The sequence below is a fragment of the Corynebacterium sp. HMSC064E10 genome (assembly GCF_001812505.1).
Lineage (GTDB): Bacteria > Actinomycetota > Actinomycetes > Mycobacteriales > Mycobacteriaceae > Corynebacterium > Corynebacterium amycolatum.
The window spans coordinates 105,375-122,643 of sequence record NZ_KV809174.1 but is presented as its reverse complement, the minus strand read 5'-3'; the positions used below and the strand labels follow the sequence as shown (position 1 = coordinate 122,643).

The 17,269-nt window shown below is 62.1% G+C and carries 12 protein-coding genes, 1 pseudogene and 1 riboswitch; of the genes and pseudogenes, 6 read left to right on the top strand and 7 right to left on the bottom strand.

What is annotated here, in order from left to right:
- Positions 1-4 precede the first annotated feature (4 nt).
- The 3 genes from HMPREF2860_RS08865 to HMPREF2860_RS08855 all read right to left on the bottom strand — a co-directional run bounded on the left by HMPREF2860_RS08865 (position 5) and on the right by HMPREF2860_RS08855 (position 4,842).
- The gene (locus HMPREF2860_RS08865) at positions 5-1,777 is read right to left on the bottom strand and encodes an AMP-binding protein (protein ID WP_070560118.1); all 1,773 of its coding nucleotides are present in this window, start codon (positions 1,775-1,777) and stop codon (positions 5-7) included.
- 174 nt (positions 1,778-1,951) lie between these two features.
- Positions 1,952-4,186, bottom strand: coding sequence for an ATP-binding cassette domain-containing protein (locus HMPREF2860_RS08860; protein ID WP_239392989.1), 2,235 nt, complete (start codon positions 4,184-4,186; stop codon positions 1,952-1,954).
- A 74-nt stretch (positions 4,187-4,260) separates the two neighbouring features.
- Positions 4,261-4,842 (bottom strand): ECF transporter S component, encoded by a 582-nt coding sequence (locus HMPREF2860_RS08855; RefSeq protein WP_239392990.1) that lies wholly within the window; start codon positions 4,840-4,842, stop codon positions 4,261-4,263.
- 410 nt (positions 4,843-5,252) lie between these two features.
- Here HMPREF2860_RS08855 and HMPREF2860_RS10940 point away from each other — a divergent pair.
- Positions 5,253-6,415: pseudogene (locus HMPREF2860_RS10940) on the top strand (IS110 family transposase); the annotation flags it as partial.
- 183 nt (positions 6,416-6,598) lie between these two features.
- On the opposite strand, the gene HMPREF2860_RS08845 reads toward HMPREF2860_RS10940, so the two are convergent.
- Positions 6,599-8,050, bottom strand: coding sequence for a glyceraldehyde-3-phosphate dehydrogenase (locus HMPREF2860_RS08845; RefSeq protein ID WP_038626244.1), 1,452 nt, complete (start codon positions 8,048-8,050; stop codon positions 6,599-6,601).
- A 183-nt stretch (positions 8,051-8,233) separates the two neighbouring features.
- Between HMPREF2860_RS08845 and HMPREF2860_RS08840 the strand changes: the two genes are divergently transcribed.
- The 3 genes from HMPREF2860_RS08840 to HMPREF2860_RS08830 all read left to right on the top strand — a co-directional run bounded on the left by HMPREF2860_RS08840 (position 8,234) and on the right by HMPREF2860_RS08830 (position 12,650).
- Positions 8,234-9,127 carry a Cof-type HAD-IIB family hydrolase gene (locus tag HMPREF2860_RS08840; protein WP_038626246.1) on the top strand — a complete coding sequence of 298 codons (894 nt, stop codon included), beginning with the start codon at positions 8,234-8,236 and terminating at the stop codon, positions 9,125-9,127.
- 108 nt (positions 9,128-9,235) lie between these two features.
- Positions 9,236-10,882 (top strand): peptide chain release factor 3, encoded by a 1,647-nt coding sequence (locus HMPREF2860_RS08835; RefSeq protein ID WP_038626248.1) that lies wholly within the window; start codon positions 9,236-9,238, stop codon positions 10,880-10,882.
- A 67-nt stretch (positions 10,883-10,949) separates the two neighbouring features.
- Positions 10,950-12,650, top strand: a complete 1,701-nt coding sequence (locus HMPREF2860_RS08830; RefSeq protein ID WP_038626251.1) for an FUSC family protein — start codon at positions 10,950-10,952, stop codon at positions 12,648-12,650.
- On the opposite strand, the gene HMPREF2860_RS08825 is transcribed toward HMPREF2860_RS08830, so the two are convergent.
- Together HMPREF2860_RS08825 and pnuC are read right to left on the bottom strand one after the other, a co-directional pair.
- On the bottom strand, positions 12,647-13,306 hold the full coding sequence (locus HMPREF2860_RS08825; RefSeq protein ID WP_016423226.1) for a hypothetical protein: 660 nt from the start codon (positions 13,304-13,306) through the stop codon (positions 12,647-12,649). The genes HMPREF2860_RS08830 and HMPREF2860_RS08825 overlap by 4 nt on opposite strands.
- 10 nt (positions 13,307-13,316) lie before the next feature.
- Complete coding sequence (gene pnuC / locus HMPREF2860_RS08820; protein ID WP_049181354.1) at positions 13,317-14,036, bottom strand: nicotinamide riboside transporter PnuC; 720 nt, start codon at positions 14,034-14,036, stop codon at positions 13,317-13,319.
- Between the two features lie 10 nt (positions 14,037-14,046).
- A riboswitch (FMN riboswitch) is annotated at positions 14,047-14,216 on the bottom strand.
- 96 nt (positions 14,217-14,312) lie between these two features.
- Here pnuC and HMPREF2860_RS08815 point away from each other — a divergent pair.
- Positions 14,313-15,107, top strand: coding sequence for a YwiC-like family protein (locus HMPREF2860_RS08815; protein WP_065422984.1), 795 nt, complete (start codon positions 14,313-14,315; stop codon positions 15,105-15,107).
- Between the two features lie 51 nt (positions 15,108-15,158).
- The gene (locus tag HMPREF2860_RS08810; protein ID WP_049181359.1) at positions 15,159-16,115 is read left to right on the top strand and encodes a MinD/ParA family ATP-binding protein; all 957 of its coding nucleotides are present in this window, start codon (positions 15,159-15,161) and stop codon (positions 16,113-16,115) included.
- On the opposite strand, the gene HMPREF2860_RS08805 is transcribed toward HMPREF2860_RS08810, so the two are convergent.
- Positions 16,112-17,239 (bottom strand): 3-hydroxyisobutyryl-CoA hydrolase, encoded by a 1,128-nt coding sequence (locus HMPREF2860_RS08805; RefSeq protein ID WP_049181361.1) that lies wholly within the window; start codon positions 17,237-17,239, stop codon positions 16,112-16,114. The two genes, HMPREF2860_RS08810 and HMPREF2860_RS08805, sit on opposite strands and share 4 nt — an antisense overlap.
- Positions 17,240-17,269 lie beyond the last annotated feature (30 nt).

The window sequence follows — 17,269 nt, the reverse complement described above, 5'->3', positions numbered from 1 at the left end:
CGCCTCAGAGCAGAGCCTCGAGCTTGCGGCGGAGCTTCTTGCCGTTCGACGCGACGGGCAGCTCGTCGACCCACAGAACCCGGGAGACGGGCACCCCGGCGACGCGCATCAGCTCGGTCGTCGCGGACCGGGTCACCGCCTGTTCATCAATCGGAGGTTCATCCCCGTCCGATTGCCCGGCACCGGTCGCATCGTCGGCCTTACGATCGGTCGGGGTCCGCCTGGCCAAGAACACGGCGATCTCCTCTTCGCCCGTGGCTGGGTTGCTCCGGCCGAGAACGGCAACATCGCGGTCAAGCGCATTCTCCAGCACGGCTTCCAAATCAGCCGAATAGTAATTCCGGCCGTTGACGAAGATGATGTCCTTCTTCCGGCCGAGGACGAACAACTCGCCGTCACGGAGAATGCCCATGTCCCCCGTTGCGAACGCCCCGTCATCGGTGAGCTCGTGCTCCACGATCCCCTCTGCTGTGATCGCGGCGCGGGTCATCGGAGCGCCGGCGATGTGGATTTCACCGACGGTGCCGTCGCCGAGGACCCCGCCCCCGTCATCGCGGATGGTCAACGAGATCCCCGGGACGGCCTTGCCCAAGGCGACGAACTCAGCTCCGGACTCGCTCTCGATGTCCTCGAAACGCTGCCCCGTGGCGATGCCCGTCCGGTCAAGTCGCACCGTGGACAGACCTGAGTAGATGTCCCGGGTCGTGACCAGCAGGCAAGCTTCGGACATTCCGTAGGCGGAGGTCAGGGCATCCTCCCGGAGGCCCATGGCGGACATCGCCGCGAGGAACTTCCGGGCCAATGGAGCGTCGATGGGTTCAGAACCGCTCATCAGCTTCTGGACGTTGGAGAAGTCGTAACCGTGGTCATCCCCGAGGGGCCGGCGCTCGAGATGGCGCAGGAAATGCTTGAACGCGAAGTTCGGGCACACTGTCACCGTCGGCCGGTGCCTGGTCACGGCCTCGAACCACCTCGGGGGATCGGCGACCACCTCGGAAACCGGCAGCAACACCTGGTCGTACCCACGAAAAAGGGCGTAGACGTGGAAGCCGATCAGCGAAAGGTTGTGGGTCAAAGGTAGCCACGTGAGCATCTTGTTCTCGTACCGGTGCGCGTGGCGTGGGATCGTCGCGCGCAGACCGTTCAGCACGGACTCGTTGGTTACGATGACGCCTTTTGGCGATCCCGTGGAGCCGGACGAAAACTGGATGAGGGCTTCGCCGGCCGTCCCACCTCGCACCGGGAACGCGGGGACCGCCCCGGCGCCATCCCCGGAATCCACGTCCCCCGCCTGAGAGAAGTCCGATTCAGCATCACCCGGCATCGCCGCACCCGGTTCCGCGGCAGCGTCATTGACGATGGACACGTCGAGCAGCCGGTCCTCGCCCACGACCACGGCACCGTTTGCGCCGGTGAGCAGCGTGTGACTGCGTTCGTCGACCAGGATCGGGGCCCCGGGCATCATGTCCGAGAGCGTCCGCACCCTGTCGACGTCAACCGGGCCCGACACCGGCGGCGCAAGCGCCGGAACCGCGCCGGCGTAGACGCAGCCCCAGAACGCCCGGATGAGCCCGCGGTTCTCCGAAACCTGGAAGATCACGCGATCGCCGGGGCCGATGCCGGCTTCGGCCAACCGAGTCGCAGCCGCCACCGCCTCCGCATGGACCCGGCCATACGGGACGAAGACGTCCCGCCGATTCTCGACGAAGGTGATCCCCTTTTTCGTCTCATCGGCCTTGTCCCGAAGCACGTCGCTGATGGTCCGGATCGTGTTCATTGGTACCTCTTTCGGTTGTCGGCGCCATGCCGGTGCCGGGCGGACCGGGCCCGCATGGCGTGACCCGGAGGATGTGTCTGAAGGGTTGAAAGGGTGAAGCAACTGGGTGGGGCGCGTCTCCGCACAAGCTCGGAAACGCTCGCGGGCCCGGGACCCGCCGGTTCCGGGTGCCCGTCAAGTCACTGCGGACACCAGGGCGACGACGAAGGCCGCGGCGGACGCTGCGGCCACGAACCCGTCACGCACTCGCCAGGGGTGATCGGTGCGGAAGGTGCGCCGCGGATGGCGGCCGAAGTTGCGCATCGCCAGGGTCAGGGACAGCTTTTCGGCGCAGCGCACGGCGCTGACGAACAAGGGAAAGGCGATGCACGCGGGCGTCGTCGCGCGAATGAAGCCGGAGCGGAAAGACTGCCCCGGTCGCATCGAGCGCAATCTAATCGCCCATGTCAGATGGGGGATTTCGCTGCGCAGGAACGCCGCGATGCTCACCCCGGAAATCGCTATGGTGCACCATGTGTAGGGCACCCGGAGGCGTTGCACCATGGCGTCGAAAAGCTCCTCGACGCGCATACACGCGGAGACCAGGACCGTCCCCGCAAACACGGCCGTCAGCAGCAGTCCGTGATGGATGCCGTGGCGGACAGCCTCCGCCGGATCCCCACCGCCGTAGAACTCGGAGCGCCACCCGAGCAGGCCGAAGAACACCCCGATCAACAGGACGAGGAGGACCTTCCCCGCCGTCGCCCGAACGTCGCGTTCCGCGATCGCAGCGAGTGCGAGGAACGCGACCCCCGTCAGAGCGAGAACGGCGTCTCCGCCGGAGAGCAGCCCGGCGACGAGGACGAGCATCACCGCCGCGACAATCGTGATGGCGTTCAACCCCGCGCGCCTTCGAGCGGCGGATCCACTGGTCCAGGGGCTTTCGTCCAAGGACGTCCGTGCGCCGGCCGCGGGCAGTGCGCGATCCCGCCGGGACGACTCCGGGGAAGCCGGCACGTCGGCTGCGGGACCGGACCAGGCGACCTTCCCTTCGGCGACGATGCTCGCCCGATCCGCCCACGTTCGCGCGACACGGCGGTCGTGGCACGTGAACACAACGGTTCCGCCGGCCCCGGCGTATTCCGCTAGGGCATCCAGTACGATGCGCGAGCTCGGCGAATCCAGGTGCGCCAACGGTTCGTCGAGAAGCAGCAAACGGCGATTGGCCGCCACCGCCAGGAAGATGCCCAACCGTCTTTTCTGTCCGCCCGACAGGACGAACGGCGAGACGGGGTCAAGTGCCCGGGGGCACATGGCTTCCCGCAGTTTCCGCAGCTCATCGGCGCCGAGTGGCCCGTGCGGGTCCGTGCCGGCCAGCGCGGAGTCGATTTCCGCAGCGACGGTCGCGCGGGTGAACTGGTGCTCGGGGTTCTGGAACGCCAACGACGCGAAGGCGTCGGGGACGCGCCGGGCAGACGCGCCGTCAATCCGGAGGTCCACTCCCGCCTTCATCTGGCCCGACAGCACCGCCAGCAAGGTGGACTTACCGGCTCCGTTGGCACCGACTAGGGCATGAATCTCGCCCCGTTCCAGTGTCAGATCGGCCCCGTTCAGGATCCTCTCCCCGCCTCGGGTCACGTGGGTTCCGGTCAAGGCCAGCAGTGGAACGGCATCCGCCTCCGATTCCGGATTGGGACGGTCCCGCACCCCCGTGCCCGGCGTACTGGCGTCCGGCGTTCCGGCGGTCGCGGCCGTCGTCGCAATGCCCTTCACCGCGATGCCATCCGGCGCTCCGTGGGCGGCGACGCTCCCGTCCGCATCGAGGATCGTCACCGTGTCGACCCACCCGTCGAACGGGCGGAGGTCGTGCTCGATGAGCAGGATGACGCGCCCCGGGGCCCGCAAATCACGGATGGCGGCGAACAGCGACCGGCGACCGTCCTCGTCGACGTGGGCCGCGGGCTCGTCGAAGATCATGACCTCCGGCGCCCTGGCCACCGCACCGGCGATGGCCATCCGCTGGCGTTGCCCGCCCGACAAAGCCCACGGATCCTTCTCCGCGAGCTCTGACAGCCCGAGCTCCGATAGAGCCTCGGCTGATCGCTTGGCGACGATACCGGCTTCCACGAGGGAAAACTCGAGGGCCATGGCCACGTCATCGACGACTCGGAGCGTGAGCACCTGCGTCGCCGGGTCTTGCCCGACGAAGGTGACCAGGTCCCCGTCCACGGGGCGTTCGGTGCCGTCGGCATCGACGATGTGCACGAATCCGGCATGGTCGATGGGGATGTGCGAGGGAATCAGTCCAGCGATGAGGTGGGCCAGGCTCGTCTTTCCGCATCCCACGGGTCCCGTGATGGCGTTGATCGTGCCGAAATCGAAGGAGAGATCCACCATGTCGGGTGCCCATCGCCCATCGGCGTGCCGCACGCCCGCGCCCCTAACCCGTAACCGGGCCGGGGCCGTCCCGCGTGTCGCACCGGCGCACGCGGGTGCTCCGCCGGTCACCGGGTGACCCCGCGGCTGCGAAGCCCCTTTGCGACGGCAAAGCCCAGGACCAAAAACACCAAGCTCGATGCCAAGGCTACGGCGAAGCTGATCAGGGTCATGGGAGTGGTCGGCGAGTCGACGCCGACTGCGCGCGGGGCCATCGGTCCCATCAGCGCGGAGAACAACATCGCCGACGCCACGAACTGGGGACGCGTCCACCGCCGGTACAGGGTGACCATGAACGGAAGCTCGATGAGCAATCCTTCCATAATCAGCGCCCCGATTGCGGCGACGCCGAACGGGGTGGTCGCCGCGGACACGACGCCCATGGCAAGGCACGCGATGAGGCTCGCGCCAAGCTTGCGGACGACGATGAGGGGAACAACGCACTGCAGGAACCACAACCCGAGCGTCGCCGCGACGAGATAAACGTGGGCGATGCCGGCGAACACCTGCAGGTAGGTCAGGGGCACGATGATGAGAGACCCCGCGACGCCGATTGCGGCGGCGACGAGCATGTCGCGGGTGGATGGTCGGCCACCCGCTGCGACCGATGCGACGTGCACCAACCGCCCGTCATCCGTCTGCGACGCCACCGCGTCCCCGGCTCCCCCTCCGGAGAGGGGCTCTCCGGTCGATCCACGTTTTCCGTTCATCGTCGCCGCCTCGCTTCCGTTGCCGGTTCCCGATCGGGAACACCACCTGAAACAGTCTCAGGTTAGGCAATGCTTATCGCGTTACGCCAGGCTCAATTTACTTACCTTACCCCCGCTCCCCCCCGTTACCGTGATGGTGCCACCCCCCCCCTCACGGGGCGCGGCCACCAGGCCCGGCATGACTTATCTGCGTGAACATTTCCATAATCCGGGGGTGTTGCCACCGGACACCGGGGACAACCGCTGACAGCTAATAGGGACACGGACCAAACAGAGGTCTCGTCGTAACGTGGGTGCCTGCAACGGATGTCCAAGACACCTGTGACCAGCCGCAACAGAAGGACACCACCATGGAACCGTCCACAACACCCGAAATCATCATCGGCCTCGACGTCGGCAAAACTGGCCACCATGCCTGCGCGCTGACCAACACCGGCGAGAGAATTTACGACAAACCACTGCCCCAAGACGAAGCCGCACGGCGCGAAATCTTCGCGTCCATGCAGGCCCACGGCAGCGTTGTCATGGTTGTCGATCAACCCAACACGATCGGCACCCTGCCCATCGCCGTGGCCCGCGACTGCGGTTGCACGGTCGGAGACCTCCCCGACCTAGCCATACGACAAGCAGCCGATTTCTACCCTGGACGATCAAAAACCGTCCGCCGGGATGCATTCATCATCGCCGACACCGCCCGCACCATGCCGCACACACTGCGGGCAGTCGACCGCGACGACGAGGCACTAGCAGCGCTGAAGATGCTCGCCGGATTCGACGACGAGATCGCCAAAGACGCCACCCGAACGAAAAACCGCCTTCGCAGCGTGCTCACACAGATTCACCCCGCACTCGAGCGCGTCTTTGCAGGCGAGATTCTCTCGCGCACGCTGGTGCTGGACTCGCTCATCCACTACGAAGGTCCGACAAAACTGACCGCCGCAGGTCGAGGCCGGGTCCTGAAGTGGATGCGCAACCGCGCCAAGAAGGACCCTGCTGCCCTGGTTGACGCAATTTTCGCCGCCCTTGCCGAGCAAACTGTCACGGTATCCGGCACTGCAGCAGCAGAATTGGTCATCCCGCAGCTGGCGGCGAACATCAAAGCGCTTCAAGCACAGCGCGACACGATCGCCGGACAAGTCGAGGAGATGTGCGAATCGTTTTCCTCTTGCCCAGGTCTTGATGTCGATGCCCGGCGTAGGTATCAAGACCGCCTCTAACATCTTGTGGTCCATCGGCGATTGCCAGGACTTCGCCGACGCCGCGCACTTGGCCGCTTACGCCGGCATCGCGCCGACCACCCGGCAGTCGGGTACGTCGGTCCGCGGCGAGTTTCCCACCAGGGCCGGCAATAAACAGTTGAAAAAACGCAATGTTTCGATCGGCGTGGATCGCGTCGAACTGCCATCCCGCATCGCGCGACTACTACCTGCGTAAACGGGCTGAAGGACAGAAGCACAATGCCGCGGTGATGTGGCTTGCCCGGAGCCGCTGCAACGTCATCTATGCCCTGTTGACTCGGCCCATGCATCCGCGCCGAAGCCGCGCAGAACCACGTCCACCAGCGGTAGGCGATAGCGGCCTCCCGCACCGAAAGCTCCGTCCCCTCCCCTGCCCTCCCCATCGCCTCAAACCCCATGGTTTAGGAGGGGGAAGAGGGCGTTCGAGGGCTCAACAGCTCAAGCCCAGGACCGCCGACTTACAGCTCGTCGATGTGCTTGCGCTTCGGGTAGACGCGCGGGCGAGCACCGGCAATCTCCTCAGCGATGCGAACGACCTGGTTGGAGTAACCGAACTCGTTGTCGTACCAGACGTAGAGCACTAGGTGCTTACCGTTGGCGATGGTAGCCAGACCATCGACGATGCCAGCGTGGGTGGAACCAACGAAGTCGGTGGAGACCACTTCTGGTGAGTGGATGTAGTCAATCTGCTGGCGCAGGACGGACTTCAGGGAAACTTCGCGCAGGTAGTTGTTAACCTCGTCGCGGTCGACCTCAGTGTCCAGAGTCAGGTTCAGCACCGCCATGGAAACGTCCGGGGTGGGAACGCGGATCGCGTTACCGGTCAGCTTGCCCTCAAACTCCGGCAGAGCCTTGGCGACGGCCTTTGCGGCACCAGTCTCAGTGAGAACCATGTTCAGGGTGGCTGCGCGACCACGGCGGGAACCCTTGTGGAAGTTGTCAATCAGGTTCTGGTCATTGGTGAAGGAGTGGACGGTCTCGACGTGACCGAACTCGACGCCCCACTTGTCATTGACGACCTTCAGCACCGGGGTGATGCCGTTGGTAGTACAGGAGGCTGCCGACAAAATGTTGTCAGAGTCCTCGATGATGCTGTGGTTAATTCCGTAGACGATGTTCTTTACATCGCCCTTGCCCGGCGCGGTGAGCAGAACCTTGGAAACCCCCTTGGACTGAAGGTGCTGCGACAGTCCCTCACGGTCACGCCAACGACCGGTGTTGTCAATGACAATCGCATCGTTAATGTCGTAGGCGGTGTAGTCAACAGTTGCCGGGTCGTTGGAGTAAATGACCTGGATCGGGGTGCCGTTTGCCCAAATAATGTTGTTTTCGCGGTCAACCGAGATGGTGCCGTCGAATGCACCGTGGACGGAGTCACGGCGCAGCAGCGAAGCACGCTTGACGATGTCGTCCTCACCATTCTGGCGAACCACAATCGCGCGCAGGCGCGGGCCGTTGAACAGTGCCTCACGAGCAAGCAGAATGCGGGCCAGCAGACGACCGATGCGTCCGAAACCGTAGAGGACAATGTCGGTCTTCGGGGTGTGAGTCCCGGCACCGATAACCTCGGCAAGCTCCCGCTCGAGGAATGCGCGCAGGTCGCCGCCTTCCTCTTCGAAGCTGGTAGCCAGGGCGCCCAGGTCGATGGAGGCGGTGCCGAGATCCATCTTCACCAGTTCCTGCAGAATCGGCAGAGTCTGGCTCAGAGGCAGCTCCTGCGAGGTAATGCGACGGGCGTAGCGGTGCGACTTAATGATGCCGGTCTCGGTGACGTTTTCCAGTCGGCGGCCGAAGATTGAAGTCACGACATCGTTGTTGCGCCGCAGCTGTCCCAGGAGGGGGATCATCTGCTCTGCAAGGCTGATGCGCTCATTCCAGTCATTGCGCTTGATGGGGGCCGAATCCGACATAAATCCTCCTGGCTTAAATGAATATGAGTTCCCCCTCAAAATACCCCGCACACGCCGTTCACCGGCTATCGCCCTCAACTGTGTACCCCGTATTGTGGCCCAGCTTTCACCCAATCGGGGGAGGCATTGGGAGGCGACCTGAGGAAGAAAAGTGAACCCTACTTACCCGTTAGAATTAAAGCCATGACGGAACCCCTGGATATCCAGCAGCAATCTCCCGCCCAGCCGCCATACCGCCTTGTAGTCACGGATATGGACGGGACTCTATTAAATGAAGACAAGGAAATCCCGGATTCCTTTTGGCCGGTAGTCACTGAACTGCTCGACTGCGGTGTCCACTTCGCTCCCGCATCGGGCCGCCAGTACGCCACTCTGGCCGACCAGTTCGCCCCCATTGCACACCGCATCCCAATCATTGCGGAAAACGGCAACTATGTCGCGGATGCGGGCGAGGTGGTCTCGGTTACCAGTATCGACCACGACATCGTCACCCAGTTGGTACACGCGATCCGCCAGTTCAACGACAACCGTGTGGCAGCGGGGCGCACTCCTCTATCGGTTATCATCTGCGGCGCTGCCAGCGCATACGTGGAGTTTTTCCCGCCGCATTTCAATATTTCGGAGGAAGTTCAGCAGCTGCAATTCAACGAGGCCGCCAAGTACTACTTGAAGCTGCAGAAGGTCGATGATGTCATCGTCGCCGCCGCCGAGGACGGCATCGTCAAAATTGCCGCCTTTGATCCTTACTCCGTCGAAGACGAATCCGCCGATTACTTGCGTTCCCAGAGCCCGCACCTGCGCGCGGTAGTCTCCGGTGCACATTGGGTCGACCTCATCGACGCCAACACCAACAAGGGCACGGCACTCGCCGCCCTGCAGGAGGCCCTCGGTGTCTCTCCTGCCGAAACTGTCTGCTTTGTTGACTACCTGAATGACCTCGAGCTCATCGACCACGCAAGCCGTTCGTTTGCCATGTCCAACGGTCACCCGGAAATCAAACGCCGCGCCACCGACATCGCACCGTCGAACGCGGAGGAAGGCGTCATCACGACGCTGCGCGAACTGTTCAACCTCTAACGTCGCCCCAACGTAATTGACCCCTTACCCCACTGGAGCGGTAAGTTAGAAAGGTTGAACCCGATTCCCTTATTCCGATTTTCTTTTTAAGGAAAGCGTAGTCTCCCTGTGACAACTCTCGCCGAAGAAGCAGCACGCCGCCGCACATTTGCCGTCATCGCACACCCGGATGCCGGTAAGTCCACGCTCACCGAGGCGCTGGCACTGCATGCTCATGTCATTAACGAAGCCGGTGCTGTCCACGGCAAGGCCGGCCGCAAGTCGACTGTGTCCGACTGGATGGACATGGAGAAAGATCGCGGCATCTCGATTGCCTCTTCCGCGCTGCAGTTCGAGTACCAACCAGAGGGGCACGACGGCGAACCATACATGATCAATCTCGTCGATACACCTGGTCACGCCGACTTCTCCGAAGACACCTACCGTGTGCTCACGGCTGTCGACGCCGCTGTCATGCTTGTCGACGGCGCCAAGGGTCTCGAGCCTCAGACGTTGAAGCTGTTCCGGGTTTGTAAGTCCAACGGAATTCCCATCGTCACGGTCATCAACAAGTGGGACCGCCCGGGTAAGGCTCCCCTGGAATTGATGGATGAGATTGTTGCGGAGATTGGCCTGCAGCCGACACCGCTGTACTGGCCAGTCGGCGAGGCGGGTGACTTCCGCGGTCTACTGGAGCGTGGCGAGGACGGTGAGGCCAAGCAGTTCATCGGCTTCGAGCGCACTGCCGGTGGTGCCACCATTGCCGCCGAGCGGCACCTCACCCCAGATGAGGCCGCCGCGGAACAGGGCGATGCCTGGGAGACGGCAGCCGAGGAGTCCGAACTGCTCTCCGCCGATAGCGCTGACCACGACCAGGAGATGTACCTCGCTGGTGACACCTCTCCGGTGATTTTCGCCTCGGCCATGCTGAATTGGGGTGTCCACCAGATCCTGGACACTCTCTGCGAACTGGCTCCGGCACCTGGCGCCCGCGAGTCCGACCCGGCTGCCGTTGCCGCTGCTGCGGCTGGCGGCCAGGGAGCTATCGTCGAAAAGCGCGAACCGACGGATGATTTTTCGGGCGTCGTGTTCAAGGTGCAGGCGGGTATGGATACGCACCACCGCGACAAGCTGGCGTTCATGCGCGTTGTCTCTGGTGAGTTTGACCGCGGCATGCAGGTCACGCATGCGCAGTCGGGACGCAGTTTTTCTACAAAGTACGCCCTGACAGTGTTCGGTCGGACGCGTTCGACCGTGGAGACGGCCTACCCGGGCGACATTGTCGGCCTGGTCAATGCGGGTTCGCTGGCGCCGGGTGACACCATTTACGAGGGCCGCAAGGTTCAATTCAAGCCAATGCCTCAATTCGCGCCGGAGCACTTCCGCACCCTGCGCGCCAAGAGCCTGGGCAAGTACAAGCAGTTCCGCAAGGCTGTCGACCAGCTCGATGCCGAGGGCGTGGTGCAGATTCTGCGCAACGATGCCCGCGGCGATGCCGCCCCGGTCATGGCCGCGGTCGGACCGATGCAGTTCGAGGTGATGATGGCGCGCATGGAAAACGAGTACAACGTCGAGACCATCGCAGATCCCATCCCCTACTCCGTCGCCCGCCGCACGGACGAAGAGACCGCGCCGGAGCTTGCAAAGCAACGCGGCGTGGAGATCTTCACGCGTTCCGACGGCGCCCTCATCGCCCTCTTCGGCGACAAGTGGAAGCTGTCATTCATTGAGAAGGAGCACCCGGAGTTCACGCTCGAGACGCTGGTCGCTGACTAAAGTTCTCGGTTGCACACAGCGGCAGCGCCAATAACAACCCAATAGAGATAAGGAGATTTCACCAACATTGAGCCAAACGGTTGAGCTTCCTCCGCAACCAAGTGCATGGCAGCTTTTTACTGCCTTCCACTCCCGTGCGCAGAGATGGCCCGGTGCCCTCCGCGCAGCACTCGCGCTATTCCTGCCGGGTGCCGTGGCACTTCTCACCGGCCATGGCTCGGAGATGCTCCTTATCGCCGCTGGTGGTTGCGTGGTCATCTATGGCGAAGGCCACCCCTACCGCAGTCGCCTGCGCGTGATGGCCATCGCCGGACTGTGCCTGGTCGCCGGCGTTATGTCCGGCAGTTTTGTTGGATCAGTGGTCCACAGTGAGATCGCTTCCGGCGACAGTAATCTATGGCTGCTGCTCATCGCACTTTTTACCACGACGCTGGCTACCGCCGGCGCCTTTATCCAAAACGCACTGCGCCTGCCACCACCAGGTTCATTCTTCATTGTGATGGTCTCAGGCGGTACCACAATGGTCGCCCGCCTTGGCTTCAACCCGGTTGAAACCGCCATGTGGGCTACCGTTGGTGTGCTTTCGGCGATAGTCATCGGCATGGCACCGCGGTTATGGAATCCGCACGGCCCCGAGATGGCGGCCGTCCAATCCCTTGAATCAGCCATCGAGGCGATGGAAAAATCAGACTCGACATCGTTCGCCGTTCATCACCAGGCGCAAACTGCACTCACCGACGCATGGGAATCGCTTGCCGACGCAGGCATCATCCGTGGCAGCAAAATCGTCAAGCCCTCCCATACGGAACTGGTCAACCGTGTCATCGCTGCTCATCAGCGACTGATTGCTATCCGCGGCCGCTTGGGCGTGCACGGCAGCGCTGTGGACATCGTGGACACACCTAACCTTATCGACGAGACACAGACAACCATTCCACTCGCTCGGCCAAGCGTAAGCTACCGAGTCTTCCGCTCTTTCGAGCGCTATTCTCACGCGTCGATGACTGCGACAAAGGTGGCTATTACTGGCGGCTTAGCTGGTCTCATCAGCGTGCTAGTCGGTCTTGACCGGCCTGACTGGGCGGTGGTCAGCGCATTGATGACTCTACAGTGGGGCCCCGACCGCACCGCCGGTTCGATTCGAGGAATTCACCGCATGGTGGGCTCGATTATCGGCATTTTCCTCTATGCGCTGCTCTTTTCCTTTGGCCTGGACAGCTGGACGCTACTTATCGCGCTTGCAGCCTGCCAATTCGGCGCGGAGATTCTCGTGGTGAAGAACTATGCGCTGACGACGATCGTCACCACTCCGCTGGCGCTGCTGCTGGGCGGAAATGTCGCTGGCGAGCTCGCACCGATTGTGACCGATCGTGTTTTGGAAGTCGGTATCGCCTGCGCGCTGGCTCTCGCTGTCCTGCACTTCTGGCCGACCGAGAGCATTGAGAAGCACTACCTGCGTCATATTCCGCGCTGCTATCGACAGATGGGTGCTCTTCTCGGCGCGCTGCTAACCGGCACTCCGAATCAGGCACTCGATATTCGTCGCGATCTCCAGTACGAGCTGCTCAGCGAGCGCCAGGCCATCTCGTCTCTGGCCACCAACGACCCCAAAATCGCCGCTCCGCACTGGGATGGGCATCGTCGCATTCGCACGGCCGGTTACTTGCTGTTGGACTACTGCCGTACGCATCCAGATATTAGGCCTTCTCACGAAGAGATTTCCAAGCTCGCCGAAGTGGTTCAGGCAGCTAAGTCCGAGGAATACTAGTCCTCCGGCAGCGGAGGCTCCTTGCGTAGGTCGCGGGCGGTTGCCCGGCGTACCTCGCGCGGTTCCTCCTCCGAGCCCCGCGAACGGAACTTGGCCGCGATGTCCTTCAACGAAGACGACAGTGGCGGCAGCTTCTCCAGCGCGTCACGGCCCGCGTCCCACGCGTCGGTAGCAATGTTTTCCGCTTTCCGACGGAACTTGCGGACCTTCTCCTCACGCTGACGCTTAGTCTCTGCCGCGTCATTTTGCCGCTCGCGCTCACGCTCAAAGGCGGCGACATCGCGGGCCTCCGCGTCGGAAAGCCTCTTTGAAGCGTGTGCCGCGGCGTCCCACGATTCCTCCAGCGACTCCGCGAGGTGCAACATGGCATCGATGCGCTTTTCAACTTCGCGCAACTTCTCGCGGTAGCCCCGTTGAATGTCGTAGCGGCGCATGATGCGGCGGGCACGAGTGGCCTCATTGCGCCAGGTGATGATTGCGCCCTCAGAAATCGACTCATCGACGACGAAACGCATCGTCCACGGGTCGACATCAGCGCTGGCCAGATTGTTGCGTACCCGCTCCTCGCGGTCGAGGACGTCCTGCACGAGACTGCGGGCACGCTCTTCGGCTTGATGGGCGCGGTTGGTACGGGAGTTATCTGGTCGGAAGCTCACCTGGACTATCCTACCGCTCGGCTGCTGCCAAAGCCGGTACTTGGTCGGTCTCGGAGCTCTTCTGCTGGTTATTGTCGTGCTGGTGCTCGAGTCGAACCCAGGAGACAAAGCCCCAAATAACGAAGCATCCGTAGAAGAGGTACAGCGCTGCTGACGGGTAGTAGCCACCCTTGAGCAGCAACGGCACTCCCACGGCGTCAACGGCAATCCAGATCAGCCAGAATTCGTTCCAGCCGCGGGCCATGCCCCAGGTCGCTAGCATCGAACCGACGAAAATCCAGGCATCGGCCCATGGCCCCCACGAGCCCAGCATCTCAAAGACATTGGCACAGATCACTGTGGCGAAGATAGCCACGGCAATCATCCCAATGCGTTCCGTTGCCGTCGCCCACCGCGGCTCAATTGCGACCTCATCACCGCTCTGATTGCGGCTCTTGACCCAGCTGAACCACCCGTAGAGACTGACGACGATAAACATGACCTGACGCCCAGCCTGGCCATAGAGATCAAGATTTTGCGGCGTGTGGAAAACTCCGCCGAGGAAGACGGTAAACAGCAAGGCATTTCCGATAATGCCGACCGGCCAGGCCCATACCTTGCGTTTCATACCTAGGAAGGCACACGCGAGGCCAAAGAGGTTACCAACAATTTCTCGAATTAAGATTGGTGCTCCCGCCACACTGAGCTGTGCAGTGAGGAAACCCACCAAAAAATCCGACACGTATTCCACGAATTATTCAACTCCTTCTCTTTCATCCGGACTATGACCGTCGGTTTCGGATTCCAACCGAAATCTGCTTGTCCCCTACCTGATGACCCTTCTGGCCACAGGTAGGGCGCTCGTGGACTTGTCTGCGTCAGCCGCAGCTTCACCACCGGTGAGGAATTTCACCTCGCCCTGAGAATGCGAGTTCAACGTTAGCACTGTCGCCTTGTGCGCATGTGCATTTTATTCAATGAGGATCTAATACAGTCCCGACATATTTACGAATCTATAATGCGTAGTATGAGCCAAAAGCCCCGCCAGCCACGTCCTTCCCGCCCCGCCCGCTGCTCCCACCACAAGCGCTCCGCTGGCTGGGTTCCGGACCAGCACGGCGCTTGGTTCATGGTCACCATTCCCCCGCTGACTGCACTCGCGCTCAACCCCACATGGACAGGCCTTGCCGTAACCGCGACGTGGCTGCTCGGCTACTTCGCATTTTTCGCCGTCAGCGTCTGGCTCCGCTCTCGTCGCCAACGCCGCCATCTGGCACCCGCCGCCACATACACCGCGCTCACCGCCGTCGCTGGCTGCATCACTCTGCTTGCCGACGTTTCCCTTCTCACCTGGGTCGCCCTCATCGCCCCTCTTGCCGCTATCGCTATTTGGGAGACCTACCAGCGCCGACCGCGCTCACTTCTCTCTGGTGTCTCCACTGTTCTAGCCGCCAGCCTCATGGTGCCCATTATCGCCGGGCCAACCCCGAAAGCCTGGGCAATTGCGGCTATCTACGCTGGATATTTCGTCGGCACCGTGCCCTATGTGAAAACAATGATTCGCAAACGCGGCAGCCGACAGTGGCTCATTGGCTCGGTCACCTACCACGCCCTCATTACCGCTGCGGCCATCATCGGGTGGATCCTGCTCCGCGACCGGAATCTCATCAGCATCGGTGTGCCCATTGTCACCATTGGGCTTCTCATCAGGTCTTTTGCCATGCCAATCTCCGGTGCTCGCCGCGCTAAGCCGTGGACACCCAAACAGGTCGGAATTCTCGATGCTGTCTTTGGGCTCGCCGTGGTCCTGGCCGCATGGTAAAAACAACGGCGGGGATAAACTTTGGGGAATTTTGGGGAGGGGACGAAGTCTATGACTTCCACCAAACACGCAGTCACTCACGCAGTTTCCGTCTCAGACTTGGCGGTTAGCCTGAACTCGCGGCAGGCACCACAGTCGGGCTGGCGCAGCTGGGTTCATAAGGCTACCTGGGGCGCAATTTCGCCGCGGGAATCATCGTCGGCACGCAAGCAACGCGAGCTGATAGAGCGGGTGCGACAGCCTATCTACGGTGACTACAACATCGCTGTTGTCAGCGTGAAAGGTGGCGTCGGCAAGACGTCGACAACCATGTGCCTGGGCGCCACGCTTGCAAGCCTGCGCAGTGACCGAATCGTCGCAATCGACGCGAATCCGGACTTTGGCACCCTCGGCGCACGCGTCACCGCGGCCAATCCCGCATCAATTCGCGATCTGCTCCGAGCCCCGGATACGGACAAATATGCGCAGGTCCGCGCGTACACATCTCACACTCCATCGCGCCTGGAGGTTGTCGGCAGCGACCAAAACCCGACATCGACGATCGCGCTTTCCGACGGTGAATACTGCGCAGCCCTCGACATCCTTCGGCGTCATTACAATGTGAGCCTGACTGATTGTGGTACCGGCCTGACGCAGCCCATCGCCGCTTCGATTCTTTCTGCGGCCAATTGCCTGGTGCTGGTCACCACGCCCGCACTGGACGGCGTGAAAAGCGCCTGGACGACGTTGGATTGGCTTTCAGCGCACGGCTTCGAACGGCTGGTTTCTACCACTGTCGTGGTGGTCAACGAGCTAAATAAACAGGGGCTGTCCACAGAGACCGTGCACGAACTATTTGCCCAGCGCTGCCGCGCAGTGCAGGTCATCCCCTATGACCCGCACATTGCGAATGGCGCGAATATCGAGCTGGACAATCTCCAGCCCGCCACTACCCAGAGCTATCTCGAATTGGCGGCCATGATTGCCGATGACTTCGCGCCGACTACGGGCCGTCACAGTTTTGTTTAGCTCAGGTGCTGACGAATCCCCTCGACATCGACCTCCTGAACGGAGGCGGGCTTGAAGGTGGCGTCGCGGTCCTTGTCCACCAAAACCGCCCGCACGCCTTCGGCAAAATTGGGGTGCTGACGCATGTAAGCGCCGAGCTTCATCTCCCGGTTCAGAGCCTCCTGCAGCGTAACCCCCGGACCCGCGTTCGCTGCATAGAGCTCCGCTGCCGCCACGAGACTCTCCGGGTTGGCGGGTGCCAGCAGATCGCGGAAGGTCTCCACTGTTGACGACGCACAGGAGCCAGCCTCAGCGGCTTCGTTGAGAGCACGCTCAATCTCCAACCAGCTATCAGCGCCGAAGCAGGCCTCGATGCAATCGCTCCACTCGGCCAGCTGCGGCTCACCGAGCAGCTCACGAGCCTCAGCCGAGTCCACATCGAGCGCATACTCCGCAAGCGCCGAATCAATTCCGTCTCGGTCCAGTGCCGCGACGAACTCGTCCAGTTGCGCGGATGGCACCGCATGCGTTGCCCATCCAGCCCACAGCATGTCCGCCGCAGTTAGGCGGTAACCGGTCAGTCCTGCAAACCGAGCAATCGCGGGCGAGGGTCCGCCCAACTGAGTGTTCACATGCTGCGAAAAATAGGTAATGCCCACATCGGGAACAAAGCCGATTGCCATTTCTGGCATGGAGGCGCTGGCTCGCTCAGTCACGATTCGGTGGGAGCCGTGCATGGAAACTCCCAGGCCACCCCCCATAGCGATGCCATCAATAATCGCGATATATGGTTTGGACTGCGCAAATTCCGCAATCATCGCGTTCATCTCGTACTCGTCCCGGAAGAACTTCTCCCCCTGCTCCGGAACACCATCGAGCACAGCCTGCCGAACTGCGCGCACGTCACCACCGGCACAAAACGCCTTGGGGTGACCGGATGAAACAACAATGTGATCCACCGAGTCGTCGTCACGCCATGCGCGGAGCCCCTCGACGACCTCGGTGACCATATCTAAATCGAGTGAATTAAGTGCCTTCGGCCTGTTCAACCGAAGGTGACCAGATCGCCCGTGGACTTCTCGCAGCACCTTTGGCTCATCAACCTCGGTGCGTGCCGTGCCAGAACCGTTATCAGTAGCAGTCATGCCACCCAGTGTGACACAGATAACTATCTA